We start from the raw sequence: 22672 nt of genomic DNA, 5'->3' as shown, positions 1-22672 counted from the left end.
GGTACGGGGCGAGACCGCGACTCGCGACCTCATGGTTCGAGACGGCGCTTCGCGCCTCCTCACCATGAGGAACTTGGACACTTCACCATCGTCATCGTCACGCCGCCCGCGCCAGCTTCGGCCGGTTCTCGATCAGCATGATTCCCGACGCGGTGTTGGATATCGGCAGGTGATAATTGCGGTGCAGCTCGTGGACGTCGCCGAGAAGGGCGCCGCGCATCGCGACCCAGTTCATCACCTCGACGCCCTGGCTACCGGCGAGCTCGACCAGCTCGTGCGGGTCGATGCCGAGCAGGCTCTCGATATCCCCGGTCATCGCATCCATGCAGCGGCGATCGAACGCGGTGTTGATGAAGCCGGCGCGCTGGCCTTCGAGCTGATGCGACAGCCCGCCGGTGCCGATCACCACCACTTTCAGGTCTTCCGGATAGCTCTCGATCGCGCGGCCGATCGACTGGCCGAGCTTGAAGCAGCGCCGCAGCGACGGCAGCGGATGCTGCACGGTGTTGACCACCACCGGCACGGTCGGAATGTCGTGGGCGCGGTCACGCAGGAACAGCTCCATCGGCAGGCTGTAGGCGTGGTCGACCAGCATCTCCTGGCAGGTGACGGGGTCGAATTCGGATTCCACCAGCGTCTCGATGATGTGCCACGACAATTTGGTGTCGCCCTTGAACGGCGCCATCACCGGGATGCCCCAGCCTTCGTCGTCGTTGCGATACTCCGGCGCAGCGCCGATCGCGAAGGTCGGCATCTTGTCGAGGAAGAAGTTGAGTCCGTGGTCGTTGTAGATCACCACTGCGGCGTCGGGCTTGGCGGCCTCCAGCCAGCGGCACGGCGCGTCGAAGCCGTCGAAGAACGGCGCCCAATAAGGATCCTTCTGCAGGCCCTTGGCCATCGCCCCGCCGATCGCGGGGACGTGCGAAGCGGCCAAGCCTCCGATGATCGTCGCCATGTTGATGCCCCCTCAGTTGTCCCGCGCCGCCAGCAGCTTTGCCTTGAACTGCTCGACCGTCATGCCGGTCTGCAGCGCGCCGATATCCTGCATGTTGAGGCCGAGGATGCCGGCGAATTTGGCGAGGTAGTAGGCGTTGCCGCCCTCGTCGAGCAGCTTGAGCAGATCGCGCTTGAGCAGCGCATCGGTCTGCGCCGCGGTGAGGCCGTAGCGCGCGCAATAAGCGGCCTCGTCGCGCACGAAAGCGGCGCGGTTGGCGGCGTCGTTGAAGGAGAAGCACATCTTGTTGAGGGCGTAGCCCTTCTGTGCGGCTTCAGGCCCGAAGATCGGCGTCCCGAAGATCTCGCGCTTGGCGCGCCCGGCGCCAGCCGCCACTGCCTGACTCATGGCATCCCCTGATGACGTTTCCTGTATGCAGCCTTGCGGCCAAATTTCGCGAACGATAGGCGGCGGCAGGAGGGCTCGATTGACTTGAATCAAATGTCAGGACAATCCCGACAACGAACGACCCAGACAAACGACGATCAGAGGCGCGATACACTCCGCAGCCATCGACGCAACCGTTGCAGCATCGACGGCGTCGGCTCGGGGTCGATGGCATCGGAAGGCTGCTCGAACGCCAAAGACGGCGCTTCGGCGAGGTCGGTGACGACCTCGTGCTCGGTCGGCAGCGGGCTGGTCGGGCAGCGCGGCGGAGGCACCGCTGCAGGCGTGGCCGGAGCCGCGCCTGGGAGCAGGCCCGCAGCTTCCAGAGCCAGCGGCCCGACCTGCGTCAGGAACGCCTGTTCGTAGCTGCGCGACAGCCGCAGGATCGCCTCGTCGAGTCCGAGCCAATCGACCGCACGAATGTCCTTCATCAGCGGCAGCGTCTGCTCCGCCTCCGCTTCCATCCGCCAGAAATGCACCACCTTGGAGCGGCCGCCGGAATCATAAACCAGGGTGCCGATGAACTCGTGCACCGCGACGACATGGCCGGTCTCTTCGAGCACTTCGCGCTCTGCGGCCTGACGCGCCGTCTCGCCGTGATCGAGCTTGCCCTTTGGCAGCACCCAGTCGTTGCGCTTGCGCATCCGGACGACCGCGAACAGCGGGTCTTTGCCGCGCCGCAACACGATTCCGCCTGCTGCCAGCACCGGAGTCCGCAATCTATCGCCTCTCGTCGTCGGGAAATCGACCTCCACCATATAGGGATCGCGCAGCCGCCAAGCGAGGCACGACAACGTGCGGCCGCTTCAGAACTCCATAGGTTTCCGGCGGACCGGCTACGGCGCGGGCGGCGGAGTGACCACCGGATAGCTGCGGTCCGGAGTCAGGACGCAGCGGTACACCCGCCTGCTACGGGTCTGCCATGCTTCGACGATTCGGCCGCAATTGGTGCAATGCAGATTACCCGGCTCACCGTCGAGCGTTTCGGATTCGGCACAGCGATACAGCGCGCCGCACTCACATTCCACGTCGGACAGTCTCATCGCTTCATCCCTGATATTCGCCAGCGGCGGTTTCCGCCGTCGTAATTTGCTATCGTAGGTCGCAATGCTGACGTCGTTGTGTCAGCGCGTCACTGACGCCGGACAATTCCGCCTGATGGACGGGGTCGAGCACCGGCTGGCAGTCCGCTGCCCGGTCGGGATAGAATTACCGCGGCGCTGTCAACAGCCGCCGGACGATCGCGGAAGCAACCGCGGCGTTCCAACGACCGACGAGGAAATCCCCATGACGTTCTGGCCCGAGGCCGGCATCGGCGGCGCGCTGCGCCGCGAAACTCACTACGACGGCCGCTCGATGCTGTGCTTCTCCGAGCGCCCCGTCCATCTGGCGGCGATGTTCGACGATCTGGTCGCTCGGTTCGGCGACCGTCCGGCGATCGTCGACGACCGCGCGCTGAGCTATCGCCAACTTGATCTGCTGGTTCGCAGCATTGCGGCCGCGCTGACGGAACTGGGCATCGGCAAAGGCGACCGGGTCGCGCTGTTCCTCGGCAATTGCTGGGAGTTCCTGGCGGTGACGCTCGCCTGCAATCGGCTCGGCGTCCTGGTGGTGCCGATCGGAATCCGGCAGCGCCGCGCCGAGCTGGAATTCCTGCTCAACAACAGCGGCGCCAAAATGGTGGTGTTCGAGGCCGAGCTGGCGGGCGAGATCCCGTTCGCCGCCGATGTGCCGCAGCTCGCGCATCGTTTCGTCGCGCACGGCGCAGCCGATGGCGCGCGGCGATTCGAGGATCTGCTCGCCGCCGATCCGGCGGCCGCACCGCTCGCCGAGATGCACGAGGACGACACCGCGGTGATCCTCTACACCTCGGGCACCACCGGCAAGCCCAAGGGCGCCGAGCTGACGCATCTCAGCATCCTGCATTCGTCCTACGCGTTCGCCCGCGCCCACGAGCTGACCGAACACGATCGCGGCCTGGTCGCGGTGCCGCTGTCGCATGTGACCGGCCTCGTCGGCGTATCCTACGCGACGATCGCGGCCGGCGGCTGCGTGGTGCTGATGCGGCAGGCGTTCAAGACTGCGGACTTCCTCGCGCTGGCGAGCCGCGAGCGGATCACCTGGTCGATCCTGGTGCCGGCGATCTACACGCTCGCCGTGATGCACCCCGACTTCGCGCATTACGACCTGTCGGCGTGGCGGATCGGCTGCTTCGGCGGCGCACCGATGCCGGTGCCGACCATCGAGATGCTGAGCAAGCGGCTGCCGAACCTGCAGCTCCGCAACGCCTATGGGGCGACCGAAACCACCTCGCCGACCACGATCATGCCGCAGGCCTGTTGGCGCGATCACATGGACAGCGTCGGCCAGGTGATTCCTTACGCCCATGTCCGCGTGCTCGACGCCGACGACAACGAAGTCGCACCCGGCGAGCCGGGCGAACTCCTGATCGCCGGTCCGATGGTGGTGCCGCGCTATTGGCAGCGGCCCGACGCCAACGCCAGGGAGTTCGTCAACGGCTACTGGCGCAGCGGCGACATCGGTTCGATCGACCACGACGGCTTCGTCCGCGTGTTCGACCGCAAGAAGGACATGATCAACCGCGGCGGCTTCAAGATCTTCTCGGCCGAGGTCGAGAACGTGATCTGCGGCATCGACGGCGTGCTGGAAACTGCGATCATCGGCACGCCCGACCCGGTGCTCGGCGAACGCGTCAACGCCATCGTGGTGACGAGTGAGGGCGTCAACCTGAACGAGCGCGACGTCGCCGCCTGGTGTGCGGCGCGGATGTCGGACTACAAGGTGCCGGAGAGCATCATCATCCGCACCGATCCGCTCCCGCGCAACGCCAACGGCAAGATCCAGAAGACGGTGCTCCGCGAGACGATCGCGGATCGGGCGGCGAGTTACGCGAGGTCGTAGTTCACGAAGCGAAAGAGCTAGGCGTCGCGTAAATAGGAACCGTCATGCGCGGAGTTAGCGCACCCTCGCCCCAGCGGCAGCGCAACCTCTCCCGCTTGCGGGAGAGGTCGACGCGCGAAGCGCGGCGGGTGAGGGCACTCCTCTCCGCGAGTGGCAAACTCACTGCCCGGGAGGCCCTCACCCCAGCCCTCTCCCGCAAGCGGGAGAGGGAGCGCACTTCGCTTGTGGAACAGCGCGACCCTGCAGCTAATTATTACTTCGCCGGCGTGATCCGCACCTGCACGTCGCGCGGCTTGGCAGTGTAGGGCGCCGATGTCACCAGCACCTGCGCGCCGGCCTCGGCATAGGCCGCGGCGTTGCCGGCGTTGACGCCGCCGGCGACCGCGACAACCGGACGCGACGGCCGCGGGGCGAGCTGCTGCACCAATGCTGCGACGTCGGCGGGCGCGAATTTCTCGAGCTGCAGCACGTCGAACCCGGCCTCGGTCGCGGCGAGCGCCGCCTCGATCGACGACACTTCGGTGATCAGCTTCTTTTCGGGGAGCGTGGCGCGGAGACGAGCCACCGTCGCCGCCAGCGGCTCGTCGAGAAAGCCGCGATGCTCGCCGAACACCAGCACGGTTTCGGACAGGCCGAGCCGATGCATGGTGGCGCCGCCGGCCTTCACGGCGGCGACAGCGAACCGTTTGGTGCCGGGCGTGTTCTTGCGGGTGCAGGCGACCGCAATGCTCGGCGAGACCGCGCGCGCCGCCTCGACGATATCGCGCGCCGTGGTGGCGACGCCAGACCAGATCTCGATCAGCGTCTGCGCCACCTTCCAGCTTCGCAGCAGGCCCGAGGCGCTGCCGCGGGCGGTCAGGATCGGCGCGCCCGCCGCCAGCCGGCTGCCCGACGAGGCGGCCAGTTCGACCTCGCAGCCGCACAGCCGGATGATCGCGGCGGCGTCTTCGGCGAGCGCCAGCACCATCGGGTCGCGGGCGGCGAATTGCATCACGCCGGGCGCAGCGCCGATGCCCAGCGCCTCGGTGGTCAGATCGCCGCAAGGCACGTCGTCGTCGAGCAGGCGCTCCAGTTCGGCAGTGGTGGCGGCGGTCATACAGCAGGTCTCCGATATGGTCGTTCGGCGCATTTGACGCGCGGGATTTCCGGCGCAACATCTCCGCTTCGGACCGTTATGTCCATGACTATACAACGCTGTCGGGTTTGCGACCAACGCCCCCAGCCGCTGCGGCGGAGCGAAACGATCGACAAATCAACCACATAGCAATCAACAACGCCGGCCGGGCAACCGGCACGGCGCTTGCTCACCTAACGACGAGCACACCGACTGGAGGGTGCAGGGATGACGGACGGCAGCGCAGAGGCTCCGCGGATCGCCGCGATCATCTATCGCGGCGAGGACGACGTCGACACGCTGCTGGCCGAGTTTGCCTTGGCGCGGCTTGCAGCAGGCGACCGGCTCGGCGGCATCGTCCAGCGGAACATCAAGGACGCCGCCGGCAAGAAGATCGACATGCAGCTCATCGACCTGATGACCGGCGAGGCGATCGGGATTTCGCAGACGCTCGGCAGCGGCGCAGGATCGTGCAAGCTCGACGCCGGCGGCCTCGCCGAGTCCGCCCAAGCCGTCACGCGGGCGGTCGCGAGCGGCACCGCGCTGGTGGTGATCAACAAATTCTCCAAGCAGGAAGCGACCGGCAAGGGCCTGCGCAACGAATTCGCCGAGGCGATCGTCGCCGGGCGACCGCTGCTCACAGCCGTGCCGGAGAAATGCGCCGACGCGTGGCGCGCGTTCATCGGCGACGAGGGCGCGGTGCTGCCGTGCAGCCGCGCGGCGATCGAGAGCTGGTGGGCCGAGATCGCGCCGCGGCTGACGGCGTCCCCGGGTTGCGGAGCGAGCGGCGGCGGGCGCGAACACAAGACGATCTGTTGAGGGAGTGTACAGTGGCGAGCATCGTGTTCTACGAAAAACCCGGCTGCGTCGGCAACGCAAGGCAGAAGGCGCTGCTCACCGCATCGGGCCACGAACTCGAGGTTCGCAACCTGCTGGCCGAGCCGTGGACGCGCGACACGCTGCGGCCGTTCTTCGGCGACAAGCCGCTGGCCGAATGGTTCAACCAGTCGTCGCCGAAGGTGAAAGCCGGCGCGATCGACTTCGCCGCGCTCAGCGAGGATGCAGCGCTGGCGCTGATGATCGACGATCCGCTGCTGATCCGCCGTCCGCTGATGCAATCGGGCGACCGCCGCGAGGTCGGCTTCGATCAGGCCGTCGTTCACGCCTGGCTCGGGCTCCAGACCGGCGGACCACGCGTGTTCGACGGTTGCGCGATGGACGATTGAACGCCGATTACTTCGGCTTCCAGCCGATCAGATCGATCAGCGCCGATAGTCCGGCGTGACCGGCGCCCTCGACGATTTCGCTGTCGTGCTCGCGAATGCTGAGGTTGTCGAAATCGCCGAACGCCTGCTCCAGCAGCTCGCGGGTGTAGAGGTTTTCCGCGCGGCTCGGCCCGCCGGTTTTGTAGACCAGTTGCTTCGGGCGGTAGCCCTCGATCAGCAGCAGACCACCGGGCTTCAGCGCATCACGGATGTTCTGAAACATCGCCGGGCGCTGCTCCGGCTCGACGAACTGGAAGAAGATGCCGGCAATCACATCGACGTCGCGCGGCCATTGCCAGGTCAGCAGATCGGCGCACTGCGTTTCGATGGTCACCCCGCGCGTGGCCGCCAATCGCTGCGCTTTGGACTGCGCGTTCGGCGAGAAATCCACCGACAGCACCGACAAACCGCACTCGGCGAGAAACACGCCATTGCGGCCTTCGCCATCGGCGATCGCCAGCGCCCGCCCCTGCTTCGGCAGCAATTCGCGGCACGACGCCAGAAACGCATTCGGGGCGGTCCCGAACACGTAGTCGTCACCGGCAAAGCGGCTCTCCCACATATTGAAGTGTTCGGATGCCATGATGGCCGGTTCTCCTTTTGACGTCCCGGGACGCGGCGCCAGCTTGGCGGCAGCCGGGGCGCCCCGCAATGCCCGATCGCTTGATGCCCGATCGGCAACGCCGCGGCGGTGACATCGTCACAGACTGCCGGCGGCTGCCATGCGACGGATCGTTCGGCGGGGGCATACGACGCGCCCAACGAGGATTCGCCAGGATGCGCAACATCACCATCATCGGTTCGGGGTTCGCCGGCCTCACCGCCGCCCGCGAGTTGCGAAAGCGCAAGGTCGACGCCGAGATCACGATGATCTCGCCGCGGCGTGAATTGCACTTCCTGCCGAGTTCGATCTGGATTCCCGCCGGCATTCGTCAGGGCGAGCGGCTGAAAGTGCCCCTCGACCACTTCCTGAACAAGCACCGGATCGACTTCGTCGAAGCCTCGGTCACCGGGCTGAAGGACGGCGGCCGGATCGCCGTCACCGACAGGGGCGAGCTCCGCAACGATCATCTGATCATCGCCACCGGCGGCCGCTTCATCCGCAAACTGCCGGGTATCGAACACGCGCTGACCCCGTGCGAGGGAATCAAGGTCGGCGAAGAGATCGGACGCCGGCTCGATGCGCTCAAGGGCGGCACCATCGCGGTCGGCTTCGCCACCAATCCGAACGAACCTGGCGCCATGCGCGGCGGGCCGATGTTCGAATTCCTGTTCATCATCGATACGCTGCTGCGTCAGCGAGGCAAGCGCCCGGGCTTCGAGATTGTGTTCTTCAGCCCGGCACCGCGCCCCGGCGCACGGCTCGGCGAGCGCGCGGTCGATGGGTTGCTGCGGGAGATGAAGAGCCGCGGCATCGCCACCCGGCTCGGCCGCAAGATCCTGCGGTTCGAAGAGCGTAAAGTCGTGCTCGAAGACGGCGAGATCGACGCCGATCTGATCCTGTTCATGCCGGGACTAACCGGCCCGGCATGGCTGGAGAACACCGAGCTGCCGCTCTCGGCCGGCGGCATGATCAAGGCCGACGAACTGTGCCGGGTCGAGGCGCTGCCCAACGTCTGGGTCGCCGGCGATGCCGGTTCGTTCCCCGGTCCGGACTGGATGCCGAAGCAGGCGCATCAGGCCGATCTGCAGGCGATCGCATTGGCGGCCAATATCGCCGCGATCGAAGCGGGACAGCAGCCGAGCAGCCGTTTCAAGCCGGAACTGGTGTGCATCGTCGACACGCTGGATTCCGGTATGCTGGTGTTTCGCAACGAGCGCTTCAACTTCGTCGGACCGAAGATGAAGCTGTTTCACTGGCTGAAGCGGCTGTTCGAACGTCACTACCTGACCACGTTCCGCTGACATCCGGGTCACGGAGCCGGTGGGCCGATTCGCCGAACGGAGCGGACTGCAACATGAGCGTGAAGACGATTTCGCCGATCGAGGCCCACCGCATGATGACGCACGACGGCGCGGTGCTGGTCGACGTCCGCGAGCGGCATGAGATCGAGCGCGAACACATCGCCGGTGCGATCGAGTTGCCGCTGACGGGTCTCAGGCACGGCGACCTGAGCGCGGCGCGGGGTCGCAAGGCGATCTTCTTCTGCCATTCCGGCGGACGGACGCGCATGTATGGCGGCCAGATCGAAGCCAAGGCGAACGGCGTGTGCGAGCCTTACGTGCTCGGCGGCGGCATTCTGGCGTGGCGCAAGGCCGGTTTTCCGACGGTTCAGGGCCCGAAACCACCGAGCCTGTTCCAGCGGTTGTTCGGCGGCAATCCGGCGGACTGACGGAAAGCGCGCTTCAAGCCCCGACGGTCTGGCGCTGACGGCGAGGCGACGCCGCGGCTTTCGCCCGCGAATTTGCCGCGGGTCTGTCCTTGCCGCGATCCTTGCGGCAGAAGGTGGCGTGCAGCGCCAGGATCAGGCTGCGGACCTCGTCGCTGGCGAGCGAATAAAACACCTGCTGACCTTCGCGTCGCGCCTGCACCAGCTTCTCACTGCGCAGCCGTGCGAGCTGCTGCGACACCGTCGGCTGTCGTTCGTCGAGCAGTTCGGTCAGTTCCGATACCGACTTTTCGCCCTCGGCGAGCTGGCACAGCATGATCAGCCGCGACACATTCGACAGCGTCTTCAGGAACTCGGCCGCAACCACGGCGTTTTCGCGCAGCTCGCGGGTGTCGACAAGTTTCACCGCCGGAGAGGTCTTTCGGACGCCGCTGGCCGCAGCCATCAAGGGATCTCCGCTCAATTCATGATGGACGCTGAAGACGCGCAAGAGATTTGCGACGTCGAAAGCGCTCGCGACAGTCGCGATATTCACAAGGCCCATGCATACCCATGTTGCAACAGATTGTCAGCCCGCCCAGGGTGGCACCGGTGGGGCGTTGCGGCCCAGCAGGGGGCATTGAAGCGGTCACCGGCTCGGGCTATTGCAGCCGTGGAAACGCTCGCAAAACAACAATGCAACAACCACAAAGCTGCTTCTTTCAATCCCACGGCCTGCGCCTGCACTATTGGGACTGGGGCAACGCCGCCGCGCGGCCACTGCTGCTGATTCATGGCGGCAAGGACCACGGCCGTAGCTGGGATCATCTCGCCCGCGCGTTGCAGCCGCACTTTCACGTGATCGCCCCGGACCTGCGTGGCCATGGCGATTCGGATTGGGCGCGCGGCGGCAGCTACGCGCTGCCGGAATACGTCTATGACCTGACGCGCCTGCCGCCGCTCGCCGACGCTCCGCCTGCGACCGTGATCGGTCACTCGATGGGCGGCATGATCGCGATGCTGTATGCGGGAACATTCCCGGAGCGGGTCGAACGGCTCGTCGTGCTCGACGGCGTCACGGTCCGCCCCGACGCCAAAATGGCGCCGGCGCACGAGCGGATGACCAAATGGCTCGGGCAGCTCGACCGACTGGAAGACCGCGAGCCGCGCCGCTACCCGACGATCGACGATGCCGCGGCGCAGATGCGCGCCCATAACAAGCGGCTGACGTCGGAGCTGTCGCTGCACCTCGCCACTCATGGTGTACGCCGCAACGACGACGGCAGCTATTCGTGGAAGTTCGATCCGTATCAGCGGGTGACGGCGCCGCACCGGCTGGCGCAGTCCGAATACGCCGAGCTGTGGGCACGGATCGCCTGCCCGACGCTGCTGCTGTTCGCAGGCGAGAGCTTTCTCCAGCCGGCCGAAGCCGCCGCAGCTTCGCGTCATTTCAAGGACGTCCGCTCCGAGACCGTCAGTGATGCCGGCCATTGGCTGCAGCACGACCGGCCGGACGAGGTGCTGCGGCTGATTGCGGAATTCGTCGAGCTGCCATCCGGGTCTTGAACTACGAGCATCTCATCCTCGTCATTGCGAGGAGGCGAGGCCGACGAAGCATCCAGCTCAGTGCACAATGTCTGGATTGCTTCGCTGCGCTCGCAATGACCGAGAGGATCTTAGCGCTGCTACGGCGCCAGATATTGCAGCAGCCGCGGGTCGTTGCGGACCTCGTCGGCGGTGCCGGTGAGGGCGACGCGGCCGCGGTCGAGCACGAAGGCGCGATCGGCGACGCGCAGCGCCAGATCGAGGTGCTGCTCGACGATGATCACGGCGATATCTTTCGCCAGCACGATCAGCCGGTCGGTGATCTCCTCGATCACGCCGATCCAGACGCCTTCGGTTGGCTCGTCGAGCAGCAGCACGCTCGGCTCCGACAGCAGCGCGCGGCCGATCGCCAGCATCTTGCGCTCGCCGCCGGACAGCGTTCCGGCGATCTGGTCGAGCCGCTGACCGAGCTTGGGAAACATCTCCAGCACGCGGTCGACGGCACGGCTGTCCTTGTTGGTCAGCGCCCCCACCGCGAGATTGTCGCGGATCGTCAGCCGCGCGAACACCGGATGGTCCTGCGGCACGTAGCCGAAGCCGGCGCGGACGCGCTGCTCGGTGGGCAGCTTGGTGACGTCGCGCGAATCCAGCGAGACGCTGCCGCGCTTGGCCGGCAGTTCACCCATGATCGCTTTCATCAGCGTGGTCTTGCCGGCGCCGTTGCGGCCGAGAATGGCGACGCCGCCGCGCCACGGCGCCGACAGCGACACGCCGAACAGCACCTGGCTGCGGCCATAGCCCGCGTCGAGGTCGCGAATGTCGAGATAATGATCCTCAAGCACGGCGGAGATAGACCTCCTGGACTTTCGGGCTCGCCTGGATCTGCTCGACCGTTCCGGTGTCGAGCACCGCGCCCTGATCGAGCACGGTGAGGCGATCGCAGATGTCGCGGATGAAGTCGAGATCGTGCTCGACGATCACCAGCGAGCAGCGCGACTTGATCGGCGCCAGCAGTTCGCCGGTGACGCGGCGTTCTTCCAGGCTCATACCGCCGGTCGGCTCGTCGAGCAGCAGCAGCTTCGGCTCCGGCGCCAGCGCCATCGCGATCTCCAGCCATTGCTGCTGGCCGTGCGACAGCGCAGACGCATGCTCGCCGGCGCGGTCGACCAGCCGAAATTGCTCCAGCATCGCCATCACCTTGTCGTGCAACAGGCCGCGGGTGCGCGAGAACATCAGCTTGGAGAGCGTGGTCTGGCCCTGCAGCGCCAGCAGCACGTTGTCGTACAGCGTCAGCGCCGGCAGCACCGAGGTGATCTGAAACTTCAGGCTCATGCCGGCGCGGGCGCGCTCGGCCGGCGACGCCGCGGTGATATCGGCGCCGTCGAACCCGACGCGGCCCTCGGTCGGCACTTCGGCGCCGGCGATGCATTTCATCATCGTGCTCTTGCCGGAGCCGTTCGGCCCGATCAGGCCGTGAAACTCGTTCGGCTGCACCGTCAGCTCGGCGCCGTTGAGCGCGGTGAGCTTGCCGAACACCTTCCTCATGCCGCGCGCTTCAAGCAGAGCCATGGCCGCCCTCCTTGTGGCGCGGCTTCGGCGGCCGGCCGAAGCTGCCGATCCGCTCGCTGTGGCTGACGATCAGGCTGATCAGCCCGGCGGGGCGGAACAGGATCACCAGCAGCATCAGCGCGCCGAGAATGATCGGCCAGATGTCCTGGTAGGAATTCGACAGCCAGAACGACACGATCTCGATCACCACCGTGCCGATCACCGCGCCGATCAGCGTGCCCGAGCCGCCGAACAAGACATAGAGCACCACCTGGGTCGACATCACCACGCCGAGCATGTTGGGCCAGACGAAGCCCTCGTGGAACGCGTAGAGGCTGCCGGCGAGCCCGGCGATCGCGCCGCCGAGCGAGAAGATGATCGCCTTCAGATGCTGCACCTTGTAGCCGAAGAAGGAGATGCGCTGCTCGTTCTCGCGCAGGCCGGCGAGCGCCAGCCCGAACTGCGACCGCACCAGATAGCGGCAGACCGCGTAGACCGCGATCAGGATCGCCAGCGCCAGATAATAGAACACCGCGCCCTCGCCGAGGTCGTAGCTGCCGATCGTCATCTGCGGGATCGAGGGAATGCCGTTCTGGCCGCCGAGATAGTACCAGCCGCGCGCCAGCCGATCGAACGCATAGGATGCGGTCAGCGTGCCGAGCGACACGAAGATGACGCTCGACGGATTGCGCCCAAGCAGCAGAAAGCCGCCGATCAACAGCGCCAACGCGAATCCGATCAGCACGCCAGCCGGCACCACCAGCAGCATCGACGAAATCCCGAGATCACGCCCGAGCAGCGCCACCCCGTAGCCGGCGCCGCCGAAGAACACCGCCTGGCCGAAGCTCATGATCCCGGCATAGCCCCACACCAGATCGAACGACAGCGCGAACAGGCACAGGATCAATACCCGCGTCATGAACACGGTGAGATAGTCCTGCAGCACCAGCGGCAGCAGCAGGAACAGCGCCAGCATCGCGATCTCGATGATCGGCAGCACCGCGCGGCGCCGCCTGGCGCGGGGCGACGCGGCCTCCGAAAGTGTCGAAGAAACGTCTGTCATCGACGCGCCCGACTGCCAGCAAACCCGACGGTCGCGTTCGAACGCAGCGCGGCCGCGAAGCCTCCCTCTCCCCGCCTGCGGGGAGAGGGCCGGGGTGAGGGGGCGCCGCCGCGAGTCGCAGACGCTCGGTGATGCGGAGACGCCCCCTCACCCGACCGACTTCGCTTCGCGACGCCGGTCGACCTCTCCCCGCACGCGGGGAGAGGTGAGGTCCGCCCGCGAACGCGAGCTAAGTCGTTCAAAAGCGACCGCATCAGCATTCCTTCGGGTCCACCAGGCCTTTGCTACGCTCGACGATCTCGTAGCTGCCGTTCTTGGCGACCGCGGTGTACATGTTCATCTTGCAGTGGCGCTTGCCCGGCACCATTTCAGCCGGCCCGCCGGGGCCTTCGGCGATCTTGGCGTGATCGAGCGCCGCGGCGACGCCGTCGCGATCGATCTTGCCGGCTTCCTTCACCGCGGCTTCCCACAGCTTCAGGCCGCGATAGGTGCCGGTGGCGGCGCTGCCGGCGGCGAACAGGAACGTTCCGGGGAATTCCTTGTCGTAGGCAGCCTGGATCTTGGCGCTCACCGGATCGTCTTTGGCGACAGCCTTGAAGTAGTCGAGACAGCTCGCCAACCCCTCGATCTCCGCCGGCTGATTGATGCCGAGCGTGTTCTCATCGTAGTACACGCAGGACAGCCGGCCGCCGTTCTTGAGGAATCCGGCCTCGTAGAGCTGCTTGAAGAACGGGCCGACGCCGGGCGGGATCACGGTGTTGAACACCACGTCGACCTTGTTGGAGATGATGCGGTTGACGGTCGAGGAGAAGTCGATCTGGTCGAGCGGATAGTACTCTTCCAGCACCACCTCGCCGCCATTGGCCTCGATCACCTTGCGGGCGTAGACGTTGAGCGTGTGCGGCCACACGTAGTTGGCGCTCGGCAGCGCGAACTTCTTGCCGCCGTTCTTGATCAGCCACGGAATGAACTCGTCGCACTGCTGCGCCGGGGTCGGGCCGGTGCAGAACAGATACGGCGTGCACTCCTTGCCTTCATAGAGCTGCGGATAGATGTACAGCGTCTTGCCGCGGGCGACGATGACGTCCTTGATGGCGTTGCGCATCGACGAGGTGACGCCGCCGAGCACGACATCGACCTTGTCGCGCTGGATCAGCTTGCGGACGTTGCCGACCGCGACCGCTTCGTTCGACGCGGTGTCCTCGATGTGCAGTTCGAGCGGCCGCCCGAGCAGGCCGCCGGCGTCGTTGATCTGCTTCACCACCATCTTGGCGACGTTGGCGTCGGCGTTGCCGGCGTAGCCGATCGGGCCGGTGAGGTCGGTGGCGATGCCGACCTTGATAGGACCGGCGGCGGCATTGGCCCAGTCCGTCGGGATCACCCAGCTTCCGACTCCGGTGGCGATCGCCGTGCTGGCGAAAGCGAAATTGGACAGGAACCGGCGGCGGTTGATCTCGAAGTTGGAGTCGCTGGACATCAGGCTAGATCCCTTTTCCCGAAACGAGGCCCTGCGGCCGGAATTTGATGAAGATGATCGCGAGCACGAAGACGAGGACGTCGGCGATCACCGGCTGGATCACCCAGGGAAGCGCCGCCGACAGCGTGCCGATGATGCCCGCACCGGCAACCGGACCGGCGAACGAACCGACGCCGCCGACCATCACGGCGATGAATCCCTGGATCAGGAAGCGCAGGCCGAGATCGGCGAACAATGAGAACACCGGCACGATCAGCGCACCGGCGAGGCCGGCGAGCGCCGCACCGAACGCGAAGGTGGCGCCGTAGATCGCGTTGGTGGAGATGCCGGAGGCGCGCGCCAGCGCCGGGTTCTCCAGCGACGCCCTCACTCTCAATCCGAACGAGGTGCGCGACAGCAGGAGATAGCTACCGATCATCACCAGCGCGGTCACCACGATGATCACCAGCCGCCAGGTCGACAGATGCATCGCACCAATCGTGATCGAGCCGCCGACCGGCTCCGGCACCGAGATGTAGAGGCCGCCGATCAGGCCGCGGACGATCTCGCGGATGATCAGGCCGAGCGCATAGGTGCCGAGCATCGCCACGATCGGGGCGGCGTAGAACCGCCGCACGATCAGCCGTTCGAGCACCAGACCGAACGCGCCGACCACGAACGGCGCCGCCACCATGCCGGTCCACACCGGCAGACCGGCGGTGTGGGCCAGATAGGTGACGTAGGCGCCGAGCAGGACGAACTCGCCCTGCGCGAAGTTGAAGATGCCCATCATGCTGGCAATGATCCCGAGCCCCAGCACCACCAGCACGACGATGGAACCGAAGCTCAGGATTTCGAACAGGGCGGCGAACAGGTTTTCCATTCGGACCTTACCGGCTGACGGACATTGCGCCTGGGCTACATCTTCTTCCAGTCGCCCGACTGCTCGAAGGCGTGAGCCGCGCGGTAGATCGTCGGTTCGTCGAAATGCTTGCCGACCAGCATCAACCCGACCGGCAGGCCGTCGACCATGCCGCACGGGATCGACATCGCCGGATGATGAGTGATGTCGAACGGCGCGGTGTTGCTGATCATCTCGAAGGCACGCCCGATCACCTCTTCGCGCGGTGCGTTCGGCGCCGGCAGCGGCGTCGCCTTCATCGGGGTGGTCGGCATCAGCAGCAGATCGAAATTCGCCAGCGCATGGTCGTAGGCGGCGGCGATGCGGCGCGAGATGTTCACCGCCTTGCCGTAATAGCGCGGCCCGAACGTGTTGTTGATGTAGGTGCCGAGCAGCAGCATCATCTTGGTGGTTTCGGACAGCGAGTCCGCCTGGCCGCGCCAGCCGCGATGCGCCTTCATCAACGTGGTCGAGTACAGGTCCGGACGGCTGAGACCGTAGCCGTCGCCGACCATCATGGTCTGGGTCATGCCTTCGGTGCCGATCGGCATCCACACCGCGCCGGCCAGATTATGCTCCGGGATCGAGATCTCCTCGACCGTAGCGCCGAGGCTGGCGAGCCGTTTGGCGGCCTCGCGAACGCTCTCGTTGACCGCTGGCTCGGCGCCGGGCTGCTCGAAGCCCTCGCGCACGATGCCGATCTTCATGCCCTTGATGCCCTGGCCGAGCGCCTTGGTGTACTCGTGCACGATCGGCGCCCGGATCCGCGGATCGTAACCGTCGTCGCCGGCGATGACTTCCAGCAGCAGCGCGTTGTCTTCGACGTTCGCGGTCATCGGCCCGGTGTGATCGACATAGATCTCGATCGGCATGATGCCGGTGTATGGCACCAAGCCCCAGGTCGGCTTCATGCCGTAGGTGCCGCTGAACGACGACGGCATCCGGATCGAGCCGCCCTGGTCGCCGCCCATCGCCATATCGGCTTCGCCGAGTGCGACCACCACGGCGCTGCCCGACGACGAGCCGCCGGCCGAGTAGCCCATCTTGTGCGGATTGTGCACCGGACCGTTGGAGCCGGTGTGGCTGCCGCCGGACATGCAGAAATGCTCGCAATGGGTTTTGCCGAGAATCTCACCGCCGGCATCGAGAATGCGGGTGACGACAGTGGCGTCGAAATCCGGCACGTAGCCTTCGAGGGTCGACGAGCCGTTCATCATCGGCACGCCAGCCAGCATGATGTTGTCCTTCAGCGCGACGGTTTTGCCCTTGAGCTTGCCCGACGTCGCGCCCTTCACACTCGACTTGCGATACCAGGCGTTGCGCGGATTCTCCTCCGCGCCGGGGGTGTAGCCCGGCGTGCGCGGATACTTCACCAGCGGCACTTCGTCCGGCAGCGCCGCAACCACGTTGTAGGCGTCGATCGACGGCTGCATCAGCCCACGGAACGAGACGATGTCCTCGTCGGTGAGCGACAGGCCGCACTGATCGGCGACTTCGAGAAGCTGCGTGGGGGTGGGAAGCGAAACGGCCAAGATCATTCTCCTGCGCGTGGGCGGATCGGCGATGCGGCCCTGGGAAGGCCGGAGCGGCGCGCGGGAGCGGCGCCGCGTCATCGGGATAATACATACGGAAATATTTTCCGTTTCAAGTATTATTTTGCAGTGGTGCCGGTCGCAGGCCCGCGCGACTTAGAACGTGCGGAGCAGCTTGAAATCCAGACCGTCGGCTTCGGCCAGATGCATCGTCATCCGCGCGCGCCCGTCGCGGATCGTCACCTCGCCGCGCCCGCCCTGATACACCACGTTGCGCGCAGCCTGCAGCAGCGGACGGGCCGCCAGCGTCTGCGCCTTGTCGGCGATCGTGGCGAGAAACCGCAGGCCTTCGTAGTTCGACTGCCCGACCGAGCCGATCGGCGGCGCGGTCGGGCCGAACATCCGGCGATAGGAATCGCGAAACGCATCGTTGGCGGCGCAGTCGTAGCAGCCGAAATAGCCCGACGCGCAGAACAGGTTCTCGGTGTTGTCGGCGCCGATGCCGAGCAGCACGGTCTCGTCCATCGCGCCGGCGAGCCGGAGGATGTGGCGCGACAGGCCGGCTTCGGCGAACGAGCGATTGAACGTCACGCTGTCGTTGCCGATCAGCGAGATCAGCACCGCATCGGGTTTCGCGGCGCGGATGCGGTCGAGATGCCGCTCGTGATCATCCTCGCCGAGCGGCACGAACTCCTCGCCGACCACCTGGCCGCCGGCGTCCTTGATGTATGTCTTCACCGCGCGGTGCGACAGCCAGGGCCAGACGTAGTCGCTGCCGATCAGATACCAGCGCTGCGCCTTCTTCTCCCGCGCCAGCCAGTCGATCGCCGGGCGGCTCTGCCAGCGCGGCGTCTCGCCGATCGCCATCACCCCGGGGGTGCGTTCACCGCCTTCATAGACCGGCGTGTAGATGTACGGCACCCGGCCGCGGATGGCGTTGCGCAGCGCGACCCGCACCGCGCTGATGTGCGAGCCCATCACGATGTCGACGTCGTCGTAATCTACCGCCTGCGCCACCCGGCGGGCGACGTCCTCGATCGGACCGCCGGCGTCGCTGAACACCAGTTCGATCTCGCGGCCGAGGATGCCGCCGCGCTTGTTGATCTCCGCGGCCGCCAGCAGCGCCGCATTGGTCGAGGCCGGGCCCCACAGTCCGGGCGAGCCCTGGAAGGTGACGAAGTTCGCGACGCGGAGCTTGTTGCGGGCACGGCGCGAGGCCGCGCCGCCGCCGTCTCCCGGCCCTTCCACCCAATGCGCGTCGGGAAGTACGCCGCGCTCCAGCAAGCCGAGCGGCGGCCCTCCATAGAAGCCACGATGTCCGAGATCGACAGCCGAAAGCACGCCCTCTCCTGCCTGGTGCGGGTGATCCCGCCGAAGTCCCCTCCCCGGGCCCGACGATCAATGCTATTCGAAAATATTGAATCTTCAAGGATTGCTGTGCATATAGATGCAGCAAACTGCGCATCCGATTCGCTCAAACGGAACGATAAAGTCTCATCGTGGCCAAATCGCCCACCCGCAATCCGCCGATCACCGAACACCTCGCCTATCTGCTGGCGCAGGCCAATCGTGAGATCAACCGCCAGCTCGAAGCGCGGCTGCGCGGCGAAGGCGTGCCGGTGGAGCAGTGGCGCATCCTCAAGGTGCTGTCCGACGGCAAGGGCCATTCGATGGGCGAACTCGCTGAGGCGGTGCTGCTCAATCATCCGACCCTGACCAAGATGATCGACCGGATGGTGTCGGATTCGCTGGTGTACCGCGTCCAGGATCCGGAGGACCGCCGCAAGGTGCTGATGCACATCTCCGATCGCGGCAAGGCGCTGACCCAGCGGCTCAATGCACTTGCGCTGAGCCAGGAGGCGCATATCGCCGAAAACTACGGCGACAAGGCCACTGCGGAACTGAAGCGTCTGCTGGAAAGCCTGATCGACAGCGCGACCTGAGCGCTCCTCCCGCATCGCGCGTGCTGCGGCTGCGAACAGCGTAGCCGCCTGCAGCGACACGCCGCAAGATACGGCGGTCGCAACGTCTATCCTGCACCGCCGAACTGGCCTAGATCAGCGGGCGATGCGCCGTGCCAAGCGGCCGCCCATTCGAGTGAGGAAACATGCAATACCGATCGCCCTGGATGACCGAAGAGCTGGACACGTTCCGCGACCAGTTTCGCAAATTCCTCGCCAAGGACCTCGCACCCCATGGCGACAAGTGGCGCAAGCAGAAGATGGTCGATCGTTCGGCCTGGCTGAAGCTCGGCGAGATGGGGGCGCTGTTGCCCAGCGTTCCGGAAGAGTACGGCGGGCTCGGCGCCAGCTTCGCCTATGATGCCGCGGTCTATGAGGACATGGAGAAGATCGTTCCGGACGCGCTGTCCGGCGTCACCGTGTCGAGCGGCATCGTGGCGCACTACATCCTCAACTACGGCTCGGAAGAGCAGAAGCGGCGTTGGCTGCCCGGCATGGCGCGCGGCGAGCTGATCGGCGCGATCGCGATGACCGAACCCGGCACCGGCTCCGACCTGCAGAGCGTGCGCACCACCGCCAAGCTCGACGGCGACGACTACGTCATCAACGGCCAGAAGACCTTCATCACCAACGGTCAGAACTGCGACCTGATCATCGTGGTCGCCCGCACCGGCGGCGCCGGCGCCAAGGGGCTGTCGCTGATCGTGCTGGAGACCAAGGACAACCCCGGTTTCAAGCGCGGTCGCAACCTCGACAAGATCGGCCTGCACGCCTCCGACACCTCCGAGCTGTTCTTCGAAAATGCCCGGACGCCGAAAGAGAACCTGCTCGGCGGCGAAGAAGGTAAGGGCTTCGTGCAACTGATGCAGCAACTGCCGCAGGAGCGGCTGATCATCGCGATCGGCGCGGTGGCGGCGATGGAGCGCGCGGTGGCGCTGACGTCGGAGTACACCAAGGACCGCAAGGCGTTCGGTCAGCCGGTCATCGAATTCCAGAACACCGCCTTCACGCTCGCCGAACGCAAGACCGAGGCGTTCATCGCACGGGTGTTCGTCGACTTCTGTCTGGTGCAGCTCATCGCCGGCAATCTCGACGCCGTCACCGCCTCGATGGCGAAATGGTGGACGACGCAGAAGCAGGTCGAGACCGTCGACGAATGCCTGCAACTGCACGGCGGCTACGGCTACATGCAGGAATATCCGATCGGCCGGATGTTCATCGATTCGCGGATCCAGAAGATCTACGGCGGCACCAACGAGGTGATGAAGCTGCTGATCGCCCGCTCGCTGTAACGCGGCTTGCCAGCGCCACCGATGCTGCTCCGCTCACGGAGTAACGGAGGCGCTGGCGGCGGCGTTTATTCGCCGCTGTCCGAGACCTCGCGCTTGAGCCGGCGAGCATCCTGCGGCTGGCCGTCCCAAGGCACCGGCCGCTCCAGCCAGCGCTGGATGAAATTCCACGACCGGCGATAACCGTTGTGCGGCAGGGTGCAGTCCGAACAATCCTTGCGCGTCAGCCCGTTGCGATCGACGAACGTCTTGTACGGCCCGGGGCACTGATACGCGCTGAGCGGGCAGTAGCAGAACAGGCAGTTGAACTCCCGTTCGACGCCGGGATGACACGGCAGGAACGGGCAGGCCTCGTTGGTGAAGCCCTTGAAGGCCTCGTTGGTGGTGGTGTCTTTCGGCTCCATGACCGCTTCCTCGCGCCGCAGCAGGGGACCGCCTGCTCGGTCGCGGCGGCGCTGGGCTGGTCTGATCGGACGGGTGGTGAGCGCAACGCGGCCCAAGGCGTCGAGTGACGCTGCTATCGCCGCTGCGCGCGGCCTGCCTGCTAGGAGAAACCGGTCATGACTGCTCCGCTCTCGACCCGCCGTCGATCGGTTAGATGCTTCCGTCTTCGGCCGGTCTCCTGGCTCACGGATGTCGCCTGGATCGCCTTCCCGACGCCGATGACGTCAGTGGCCGCTTGATCCGGACAGATCCGCTTACAGTTGCGGGGGCAGCTACGGATTTGGTGATGGACACCGCACCGTATTCCCAGTTTCACCTCGCAGGCGAGGCACCGAAGACGTCGAAACCAGAGCACGCGAGGAAAGCGCGCGCAAGCAAAAAGGCTCCGGCCGCGAAGGCCCTGCCTAGCCGGCCAGGCGATTGACGTAGTCGATCCGCCAGCCGGAGCCCAGCCGGTCGATCCGCGTCAGCGACAGCGGATCGATCACGAAACTCAGCGCAGCGTCCGGCGAGCTATCCAGCGCAATCGCCAACACGGCCCGGATCGTGCCGGAATGGACCACCAGGACGGTGTCACCAGACAACCGTTCAAGCCCCTGCCGAACCCGCGTGATCTGATCCACGAAGCTCTCGCCCCCCGGCGGAGCCAGCCGAGCGGCATCCTGCCAGAACGCGTCATAGGCAGAGCCGAGTTCACGCGACAGATCGTCGTGGCGGCGCCCGGTCCATGTGCCGAAATCCTGCTCGCGAAAGTCCGGATCGAGCTGGGCCTCGATGCCGAGCGCCGCTGCGGTGTCGCGCGTGCGCCGGCTCGGACTGGCGACCGCGGCGGCGTCGCGCGGCAGCCTTTCGCGCAGCGCGCCGAGTGCCGCGGTGTCGCGGAGGTCGACCGGTGCGTCCGGAGCGTGGATCACGCCCTTGGGCCCGTCCACCGGCGCATGCCGCACCAGCCAGAGCCGGCAGAGATCGCTCATCGGATCCTCCTCGCAAAACACGTCGGCCGGACAGAGCACGCCGGACGCGCGGCGCGCAAGCGGGGACCGACACGTGACGGCCGGCACCAAGATTGCAACCTCTTCCGCCTCGCGGAGTTGAAGCCCCCAAGTTCGAACACACCCTATCAGATGATCTAAATCGGAAAGGCGAGCCATGAAGGATGTCCATCGCGTCCTCATCGACAAACTACGCGAGCACTCCCGTCTGTCGGCCGACGATGTGAATGCAATTCGCAACCTGACCTTCGCCTTGCGAGAGCTGGACAGCGGCGAGGATCTGATTCGGCAAGGCGAAACGCCAAAAGGCGCGGCACTGGTCGTCGACGGGATCGTCGGACGGTATCATTTGCAGCGAAACGGCCGCCGACAGTTCTTATCCTTCCACATGGTCGGTGACCTGCCGGATTCGCAAGGCATCTTCCTCGAGCGGATGGATCATTCGATCTGCGCGATCGGACATGCGGCGATGGCGATCATTCCGCACCGGGAGATCCTGCGGATGTTCGAAACCCGCCCCGGCCTCGGCTTCGCGATCTGGCGCGAGACCCTGGTGGACGCCGCGATTTTTCGAGAAGCGATCACCAACAACAGCGCGCGAACGATGCGAGCCCGGATGGCCCATCTGTTTTGCGAGCTGTTCTATCGCGCCGAAGCCTCGAAGCTGACCGATGGAAACTCGATGCGGTTTCCGATCAGCCTCGCCCACCTCGGCGACACGCTGGGCATGGCGATCGCGACCGTGAACCGGACGATCGCGACATTGCGTGCATCCAAGACGATGGACTTCCGTCACGGCGTTCTGACCATCCGCAACTGGCAGGGGCTGGCGAAGATCGGCGAATTCGATCCCGGATATCTGCATCTGAGGCGGGCGCCGCCGCGCTGAACACCGGGCCCACGACCTCCGGGTGCACGACCACCAGGTGCACGACCACCGGCGCCAGCGT

At 65.9% G+C, this 22672-nt stretch carries 25 protein-coding genes and 1 riboswitch; of the genes, 9 read left to right on the top strand and 16 right to left on the bottom strand.

The features are described from left to right. Positions 1 to 97: 97 nt before the first annotated feature. The 4 genes from FLL57_RS01300 to FLL57_RS01285 form a co-directional block, all read right to left on the bottom strand. Complete coding sequence (locus FLL57_RS01300; RefSeq protein ID WP_142881925.1) at positions 98 to 955, bottom strand: class III extradiol dioxygenase family protein; 858 nt, start codon at positions 953 to 955, stop codon at positions 98 to 100. Between the two features lie 12 nt (positions 956 to 967). Then, a complete protein-coding gene (locus FLL57_RS01295) occupies positions 968 to 1342 on the bottom strand; it encodes a protocatechuate 4,5-dioxygenase subunit alpha (RefSeq protein ID WP_013500949.1) in 375 nt (124 codons plus the stop codon). 137 nt (positions 1343 to 1479) lie between these two features. Further along, positions 1480 to 2139 carry an NUDIX hydrolase gene (locus FLL57_RS01290; protein ID WP_142884143.1) on the bottom strand — a complete coding sequence of 220 codons (660 nt, stop codon included), beginning with the start codon at positions 2137 to 2139 and terminating at the stop codon, positions 1480 to 1482. A 78-nt stretch (positions 2140 to 2217) separates the two neighbouring features. Beyond that, positions 2218 to 2424 carry a hypothetical protein gene (locus FLL57_RS01285; RefSeq protein WP_013500947.1) on the bottom strand — a complete coding sequence of 69 codons (207 nt, stop codon included), beginning with the start codon at positions 2422 to 2424 and terminating at the stop codon, positions 2218 to 2220. Between the two features lie 244 nt (positions 2425 to 2668). Between FLL57_RS01285 and FLL57_RS01280 the strand changes: the two genes are divergently transcribed. Continuing rightward, positions 2669 to 4303, top strand: a complete 1635-nt coding sequence (locus tag FLL57_RS01280; RefSeq protein WP_142881924.1) for a class I adenylate-forming enzyme family protein — start codon at positions 2669 to 2671, stop codon at positions 4301 to 4303. A 253-nt stretch (positions 4304 to 4556) separates the two neighbouring features. On the opposite strand, the gene modD is transcribed toward FLL57_RS01280, so the two are convergent. Continuing rightward, entirely contained in the window at positions 4557 to 5399 is an 843-nt protein-coding gene (gene modD / locus FLL57_RS01275) for a ModD protein (protein WP_013500944.1), read from the bottom strand. Between the two features lie 246 nt (positions 5400 to 5645). On the opposite strand from modD, the gene FLL57_RS01270 reads away from it, so the two are divergent. Together FLL57_RS01270 and FLL57_RS01265 are read left to right on the top strand one after the other, a co-directional pair. Further along, positions 5646 to 6236: a DUF2478 domain-containing protein gene (locus FLL57_RS01270; protein ID WP_142881923.1), complete on the top strand. Its 591-nt coding sequence runs from the start codon at positions 5646 to 5648 to the stop codon at positions 6234 to 6236. Positions 6237 to 6247: 11 nt separating this feature from the next. Beyond that, entirely contained in the window at positions 6248 to 6643 is a 396-nt protein-coding gene (locus FLL57_RS01265) for an ArsC/Spx/MgsR family protein (RefSeq protein WP_013500942.1), read from the top strand. A 7-nt stretch (positions 6644 to 6650) separates the two neighbouring features. Here the strand turns inward: FLL57_RS01265 and FLL57_RS01260 are convergent, their stop codons facing one another. After that, positions 6651 to 7265: an SAM-dependent methyltransferase gene (locus tag FLL57_RS01260; RefSeq protein WP_142881922.1), complete on the bottom strand. Its 615-nt coding sequence runs from the start codon at positions 7263 to 7265 to the stop codon at positions 6651 to 6653. A 194-nt stretch (positions 7266 to 7459) separates the two neighbouring features. Between FLL57_RS01260 and FLL57_RS01255 the strand changes: the two genes are divergently transcribed. Together FLL57_RS01255 and FLL57_RS01250 are read left to right on the top strand one after the other, a co-directional pair. Then, on the top strand, positions 7460 to 8587 hold the full coding sequence (locus FLL57_RS01255) for an NAD(P)/FAD-dependent oxidoreductase (RefSeq protein ID WP_142881921.1): 1128 nt from the start codon (positions 7460 to 7462) through the stop codon (positions 8585 to 8587). A 53-nt stretch (positions 8588 to 8640) separates the two neighbouring features. Next, positions 8641 to 9015 carry a rhodanese-like domain-containing protein gene (locus tag FLL57_RS01250; protein ID WP_013500939.1) on the top strand — a complete coding sequence of 125 codons (375 nt, stop codon included), beginning with the start codon at positions 8641 to 8643 and terminating at the stop codon, positions 9013 to 9015. Between the two features lie 13 nt (positions 9016 to 9028). Here FLL57_RS01250 and FLL57_RS01245 read toward each other — a convergent pair whose 3' ends face one another. Beyond that, positions 9029 to 9457: an ArsR/SmtB family transcription factor gene (locus FLL57_RS01245; protein WP_013500938.1), complete on the bottom strand. Its 429-nt coding sequence runs from the start codon at positions 9455 to 9457 to the stop codon at positions 9029 to 9031. A gap of 230 nt (positions 9458 to 9687) precedes the next feature. On the opposite strand from FLL57_RS01245, the gene FLL57_RS01240 reads away from it, so the two are divergent. Beyond that, positions 9688 to 10557: an alpha/beta fold hydrolase gene (locus FLL57_RS01240; RefSeq protein WP_013500937.1), complete on the top strand. Its 870-nt coding sequence runs from the start codon at positions 9688 to 9690 to the stop codon at positions 10555 to 10557. Positions 10558 to 10676: 119 nt separating this feature from the next. Here FLL57_RS01240 and FLL57_RS01235 read toward each other — a convergent pair whose 3' ends face one another. From FLL57_RS01235 to FLL57_RS01205, 7 genes are all read right to left on the bottom strand, one after another. Beyond that, positions 10677 to 11378 (bottom strand): ABC transporter ATP-binding protein, encoded by a 702-nt coding sequence (locus FLL57_RS01235; RefSeq protein ID WP_013500936.1) that lies wholly within the window; start codon positions 11376 to 11378, stop codon positions 10677 to 10679. Further along, a complete protein-coding gene (locus tag FLL57_RS01230; protein WP_013500935.1) occupies positions 11371 to 12105 on the bottom strand; it encodes an ABC transporter ATP-binding protein in 735 nt (244 codons plus the stop codon). The genes FLL57_RS01235 and FLL57_RS01230 overlap by 8 nt, the downstream gene beginning before the upstream one ends. Then, positions 12092 to 13147: a branched-chain amino acid ABC transporter permease gene (locus tag FLL57_RS01225; protein ID WP_041807089.1), complete on the bottom strand. Its 1056-nt coding sequence runs from the start codon at positions 13145 to 13147 to the stop codon at positions 12092 to 12094. Before FLL57_RS01225 ends, FLL57_RS01230 begins: the two co-directional genes overlap by 14 nt. Before the next feature lie 253 nt (positions 13148 to 13400). Further along, entirely contained in the window at positions 13401 to 14624 is a 1224-nt protein-coding gene (locus tag FLL57_RS01220; protein WP_013500933.1) for a substrate-binding protein, read from the bottom strand. Between the two features lie 4 nt (positions 14625 to 14628). After that, entirely contained in the window at positions 14629 to 15486 is an 858-nt protein-coding gene (locus FLL57_RS01215) for a branched-chain amino acid ABC transporter permease (protein ID WP_047308458.1), read from the bottom strand. A gap of 35 nt (positions 15487 to 15521) precedes the next feature. Further along, the gene (locus FLL57_RS01210; protein WP_142881920.1) at positions 15522 to 17036 is read right to left on the bottom strand and encodes an amidase; all 1515 of its coding nucleotides are present in this window, start codon (positions 17034 to 17036) and stop codon (positions 15522 to 15524) included. Between the two features lie 156 nt (positions 17037 to 17192). Beyond that, the gene (locus FLL57_RS01205) at positions 17193 to 18377 is read right to left on the bottom strand and encodes a substrate-binding domain-containing protein (protein ID WP_142881919.1); all 1185 of its coding nucleotides are present in this window, start codon (positions 18375 to 18377) and stop codon (positions 17193 to 17195) included. Positions 18378 to 18535: 158 nt separating this feature from the next. Here FLL57_RS01205 and FLL57_RS01200 point away from each other — a divergent pair, with 158 nt between their 5' ends. After that, positions 18536 to 18979 carry a MarR family winged helix-turn-helix transcriptional regulator gene (locus tag FLL57_RS01200; RefSeq protein WP_013500929.1) on the top strand — a complete coding sequence of 148 codons (444 nt, stop codon included), beginning with the start codon at positions 18536 to 18538 and terminating at the stop codon, positions 18977 to 18979. A gap of 164 nt (positions 18980 to 19143) precedes the next feature. Then, positions 19144 to 20289 carry an acyl-CoA dehydrogenase family protein gene (locus tag FLL57_RS01195; RefSeq protein ID WP_142881918.1) on the top strand — a complete coding sequence of 382 codons (1146 nt, stop codon included), beginning with the start codon at positions 19144 to 19146 and terminating at the stop codon, positions 20287 to 20289. A 65-nt stretch (positions 20290 to 20354) separates the two neighbouring features. Here the strand turns inward: FLL57_RS01195 and FLL57_RS01190 are convergent, their stop codons facing one another. Together FLL57_RS01190 and FLL57_RS01185 are read right to left on the bottom strand one after the other, a co-directional pair. After that, positions 20355 to 20690: a cysteine-rich small domain-containing protein gene (locus FLL57_RS01190; protein WP_013500927.1), complete on the bottom strand. Its 336-nt coding sequence runs from the start codon at positions 20688 to 20690 to the stop codon at positions 20355 to 20357. 191 nt (positions 20691 to 20881) lie between these two features. Further along, positions 20882 to 21081, bottom strand: a riboswitch (cobalamin riboswitch). 53 nt (positions 21082 to 21134) lie between these two features. Further along, entirely contained in the window at positions 21135 to 21704 is a 570-nt protein-coding gene (locus tag FLL57_RS01185; RefSeq protein WP_047308464.1) for a histidine phosphatase family protein, read from the bottom strand. A gap of 175 nt (positions 21705 to 21879) precedes the next feature. Between FLL57_RS01185 and FLL57_RS01180 the strand changes: the two genes are divergently transcribed. Then, positions 21880 to 22611: a Crp/Fnr family transcriptional regulator gene (locus FLL57_RS01180; protein WP_013500925.1), complete on the top strand. Its 732-nt coding sequence runs from the start codon at positions 21880 to 21882 to the stop codon at positions 22609 to 22611. The last annotated feature ends 61 nt before the right edge of the window (positions 22612 to 22672 follow it).

This window comes from Rhodopseudomonas palustris (assembly GCF_007005445.1).
GTDB classification, from domain to species: Bacteria; Pseudomonadota; Alphaproteobacteria; order Rhizobiales; family Xanthobacteraceae; genus Rhodopseudomonas; species Rhodopseudomonas palustris_G.
Note: the sequence above shows the minus strand (reverse complement) of the source record. Positions and strands in the feature narration are given on the sequence as shown.

What these genes read in the sequence shown, in the direction of transcription:
- FLL57_RS01190 (WP_013500927.1), bottom strand. Translation starts at nt 20,690, where the DNA reads ATGGAGCCGAAAGACACCACCACCAACGAGGCCTTCAAGGGCTTCACC.
- FLL57_RS01240 (WP_013500937.1), top strand. Translation starts at nt 9,688, where the DNA reads ATGCAACAACCACAAAGCTGCTTCTTTCAATCCCACGGCCTGCGCCTG.
- FLL57_RS01260 (WP_142881922.1), bottom strand. Translation starts at nt 7,265, where the DNA reads ATGGCATCCGAACACTTCAATATGTGGGAGAGCCGCTTTGCCGGTGAC.
- FLL57_RS01185 (WP_047308464.1), bottom strand. Translation starts at nt 21,704, where the DNA reads ATGAGCGATCTCTGCCGGCTCTGGCTGGTGCGGCATGCGCCGGTGGAC.
- FLL57_RS01220 (WP_013500933.1), bottom strand. Translation starts at nt 14,624, where the DNA reads ATGTCCAGCGACTCCAACTTCGAGATCAACCGCCGCCGGTTCCTGTCC.
- FLL57_RS01255 (WP_142881921.1), top strand. Translation starts at nt 7,460, where the DNA reads ATGCGCAACATCACCATCATCGGTTCGGGGTTCGCCGGCCTCACCGCC.
- FLL57_RS01290 (WP_142884143.1), bottom strand. Translation starts at nt 2,139, where the DNA reads ATGGTGGAGGTCGATTTCCCGACGACGAGAGGCGATAGATTGCGGACT.
- FLL57_RS01250 (WP_013500939.1), top strand. Translation starts at nt 8,641, where the DNA reads ATGAGCGTGAAGACGATTTCGCCGATCGAGGCCCACCGCATGATGACG.
- FLL57_RS01280 (WP_142881924.1), top strand. Translation starts at nt 2,669, where the DNA reads ATGACGTTCTGGCCCGAGGCCGGCATCGGCGGCGCGCTGCGCCGCGAA.
- FLL57_RS01225 (WP_041807089.1), bottom strand. Translation starts at nt 13,147, where the DNA reads ATGACAGACGTTTCTTCGACACTTTCGGAGGCCGCGTCGCCCCGCGCC.
- FLL57_RS01285 (WP_013500947.1), bottom strand. Translation starts at nt 2,424, where the DNA reads ATGAGACTGTCCGACGTGGAATGTGAGTGCGGCGCGCTGTATCGCTGT.
- modD (WP_013500944.1), bottom strand. Translation starts at nt 5,399, where the DNA reads ATGACCGCCGCCACCACTGCCGAACTGGAGCGCCTGCTCGACGACGAC.
- FLL57_RS01300 (WP_142881925.1), bottom strand. Translation starts at nt 955, where the DNA reads ATGGCGACGATCATCGGAGGCTTGGCCGCTTCGCACGTCCCCGCGATC.
- FLL57_RS01230 (WP_013500935.1), bottom strand. Translation starts at nt 12,105, where the DNA reads ATGGCTCTGCTTGAAGCGCGCGGCATGAGGAAGGTGTTCGGCAAGCTC.
- FLL57_RS01270 (WP_142881923.1), top strand. Translation starts at nt 5,646, where the DNA reads ATGACGGACGGCAGCGCAGAGGCTCCGCGGATCGCCGCGATCATCTAT.
- FLL57_RS01195 (WP_142881918.1), top strand. Translation starts at nt 19,144, where the DNA reads ATGCAATACCGATCGCCCTGGATGACCGAAGAGCTGGACACGTTCCGC.
- FLL57_RS01295 (WP_013500949.1), bottom strand. Translation starts at nt 1,342, where the DNA reads ATGAGTCAGGCAGTGGCGGCTGGCGCCGGGCGCGCCAAGCGCGAGATC.
- FLL57_RS01245 (WP_013500938.1), bottom strand. Translation starts at nt 9,457, where the DNA reads ATGGCTGCGGCCAGCGGCGTCCGAAAGACCTCTCCGGCGGTGAAACTT.
- FLL57_RS01180 (WP_013500925.1), top strand. Translation starts at nt 21,880, where the DNA reads ATGAAGGATGTCCATCGCGTCCTCATCGACAAACTACGCGAGCACTCC.
- FLL57_RS01215 (WP_047308458.1), bottom strand. Translation starts at nt 15,486, where the DNA reads ATGGAAAACCTGTTCGCCGCCCTGTTCGAAATCCTGAGCTTCGGTTCC.